The organism is Microcoleus sp. BM001215392 (genome assembly GCF_036700185.1).
In the GTDB taxonomy this organism is placed as follows: domain Bacteria; phylum Cyanobacteriota; class Cyanobacteriia; order Cyanobacteriales; family Microcoleaceae; genus Microcoleus.
In genome coordinates this window covers 1-3,124 of sequence record NZ_JAUBOJ010000574.1, presented here as the reverse complement: position 1 = coordinate 3,124, position 3,124 = coordinate 1, and the positions used below count along the sequence as shown (strand labels likewise).

Sequence of the window (3,124 nt, the reverse complement as noted above, 5' to 3'; positions counted from 1 at the left end):
TGGTTGTTTGTTATTGGTGATTGGTTGTTTGTTATTGGTGATTGGTTGTTTGTTATTGGTGATTGGTTGTTTGTTAAAAGTATTTGAGAAAGTAACGGTTGCGGTCAACCCAGCATATACCAGCCAAGAATGCTCTAACTGCGGTATAATTGTGAAGAAAAGTCTATCTACTAGAACACACATTTGTAAATGTGGTTGTAGTTTTGATAGAGATGAAAACGCAGCTAGAAATATCTTAAGCCGAGGATTGGGTACGGTCGGGCAGACCGAAATCTCTAGATTTAATCTAGGAAACGCTTGTGGAGAAGCGATCTCTAGTGATGCTGGAGAAATCCTACAGCCTTTCTCAAAAAAGTGAGGTATGCCCGCTAATCTTATGCCCTATGCCCTATGCCCCATGCCCTATGCCCCATGCCCATGCGTCCGCGAATCTTTCTGAGAAAGGCTATATATCAGCAAATCGCTTCTTTGAATCAAGAATCGAGCGTGGCGTTGACTCCCGCTTGAGTGTCAATTTTCCCAGAAGCGGGGCCAGTGGCGCGCTACAGTGGGCCGGCAAATTACGACCTCGACAACTTGAGCAAGTAAAAAGTTTTCCCCCACTATTTTCCCAAGCCGATCGGCAACTCGATTGAAACCCGCACCATCAGATATCGCAGCGACACCTGCACTATCTAAACTCGCAAGCAAGCAGCGGCGATTTGCAAAAAATCGAAAGTTGTCGGAGGCTCAGACTTGTGCCGGAAAGCTTTGTGGCCGTGGGTTTTGACTCGGATTGAACCGCAGCGCTGCCGCTTCAAAAACCATATTGGCGATCGGCTCGGGAAACTCATTGATGCCCAAAAAGCTTTTCGGCGAGTCGATCGAGCGGGAGGATCTGGGTTTTGATTTTGTAGTGCTGTCCCCGCTCGCTTGGTTTTAACAGCTTTGCTGTGCTCCCGACAGCACTACAACAAAAAAATAAATGCTTTTTGCAAAAATTGAGATGCTCCCGATCGAGCTTGTGCGATCGCGAATTGCTGCTAAACCAACCAAACTGTTGTTTAAGGAATTGGTTCAAGAATTAAGTGGCTAGTTCTTACACGAACTTTGACTGGGTATATCCCACCGCCGGTGCTGCCTCGGTTCACCACTGATTAACTATACTAGAGTAAAATTAATCGCTAAATTCAGCCGATGTCTAGCTCAGAATCCATGAACGCTCCAGAACAGTCCGTTAAGATAGAGTTGCCCCGCACCAGTGAGTCGGAACAACTAAAAAAAATTCGCCACACCACATCTCACGTTATGGCGATGGCGGTACAGAAATTATTTCCCAAGGCCCAAGTCACCATCGGCCCTTGGATTGAAAATGGTTTTTATTACGATTTTGATTGTCCAGAACCTTTTACTGAAAAGGATCTCAAGGCAATTAAGAAAGAAATGATCAAAATCATTAACCGTAAATTGCCTGTAACTCGGGAAGAAGTCAGCCGCGAGGAAGCCGAACGGCGCATCAAGGAGATCGACGAACCTTACAAATTAGAAATTTTGGCAGGTTTGATCGAACCGATTACTCTTTACCATTTGGGTGACGAATGGTGGGATTTGTGCGCTGGGCCCCATTTGGATAATACCAGTGAAATCAATGGCAGGGCGATCGAGCTAGAGAGTCTCGCGGGCGCATACTGGCGCGGCGACGAAACCAAAGCTCAATTGCAGCGGATTTACGGCACAGCTTGGGAAACTCCCGAACAATTGGAAGCCTACAAACACCGCAAAGAAGAAGCATTAAGGCGAGATCACCGCAAACTCGGCAAAGAATTAGGCTTGTTTATCTTTGCCGACGCAGTAGGCCCAGGCTTGCCTTTGTGGACGCCCAAAGGCACTATTTTGAGAAGTATTTTAGAAGATTTCTTGAAACAGGAACAAATCAAACGCGGCTATTTGCAAGTAGTGACTCCGCACATTGCCAGAGTTGATTTGTTCAAAATTTCTGGACATTGGCAGAAATACAAAGAAGATATGTTTCCGCTGATGGCAGAAGATGCAGAAGCGGCAGCAAACGAACAGGGTTTTGTGATGAAACCCATGAACTGTCCTTTTCACATTCAAATTTACAAAAGCGAACTGCGTTCCTATCGGGAATTGCCCATGCGCTTAGCGGAATTCGGCACAGTTTACCGCTACGAACAATCGGGAGAATTGGGCGGTTTAACCAGAGTGCGCGGCTTTACGGTGGATGATTCCCACTTATTTGTCACGCCGGAACAGTTGGATGCTGAATTCTTGAGTGTGGTGGATTTAATTCTGTCAGTATTCAAAAGTCTGCAACTTAAAAACTTTAAGGCGCGTTTGAGTTTCCGCGATCCAGAAAATTTAGAGAAATACATCGGTTCCGATGAAGCTTGGGAAAAAGCGCAAGGTGCCATCCGCCGCGCGGTGGAAACCTTGGGCATGAATTATTTTGAGGGAATTGGAGAAGCGGCATTTTACGGGCCAAAACTCGATTTCATTTTCCAAGATGTGTTGGATAGAGAATGGCAATTAGGAACTGTTCAGGTAGATTACAATTTGCCAGAACGTTTTGATTTGCAATACGTTGCTGAAGACGGCAGTCGCCAGCGTCCAGTAATGATTCACCGCGCTCCTTTCGGTTCTTTGGAGCGTTTAATTGGGATTTTGATCGAACAGTACGCGGGGGATTTCCCGATCTGGTTAGCGCCGATTCAGGTGCGGTTGTTGCCTGTCAGCGAGGAGTTTTTGCCGTTTGCTAAGGAAGTCGAGGCGAGGATGAAGGCGCTGAATATTCGGGCGGAAGTTGAGAGTAGCGAACGTTTGGGCAAGTTGATTCGCAATGCTGAGAAGGATAAAATTCCGGTGATGTGTGTTGTGGGTGCTAAGGAGGTTGAGGCGAATAGTTTGAATATTCGGACTCGTGCTTCTGGGGAGTTGGGGGCGATTTCGGTTGATGAGGCGATCGCCAGGTTGCAAACTGCTATTAGTAGTTACGGGGATTTTTAAGCGAAATATTGTATCTGCTTGAACAGTAACAATAAAATTAGGTTCGATCGTTCGGACTTCAGTCCTTCGGGTGCATCTGGTTTTTGAAGCCTGAAGAAGCATGACCGCATATAAGTTATTA

The 3,124-nt window shown here is 46.2% G+C and carries 3 protein-coding genes; 2 read left to right on the top strand and 1 reads right to left on the bottom strand.

Annotated elements, in window-relative coordinates; genetic code table 11:
- On the top strand, window positions 1-358 hold a 358-nt coding region (locus QT974_RS32830), incomplete at its 5' end, for a zinc ribbon domain-containing protein (protein ID WP_333472547.1).
- Between the two features lie 316 nt (window positions 359-674).
- Here the strand turns inward: QT974_RS32830 and QT974_RS32825 are convergent.
- Window positions 675-833: a hypothetical protein gene (locus QT974_RS32825; RefSeq protein WP_333472546.1), complete on the bottom strand. Its 159-nt coding sequence runs from the start codon at window positions 831-833 to the stop codon at window positions 675-677.
- 343 nt (window positions 834-1,176) lie between these two features.
- Between QT974_RS32825 and thrS the strand changes: the two genes are divergently transcribed.
- Window positions 1,177-3,003 carry a threonine--tRNA ligase gene (gene thrS / locus QT974_RS32820; RefSeq protein WP_333472545.1) on the top strand — a complete coding sequence of 609 codons (1,827 nt, stop codon included), beginning with the start codon at window positions 1,177-1,179 and terminating at the stop codon, window positions 3,001-3,003.
- Window positions 3,004-3,124 lie beyond the last annotated feature (121 nt).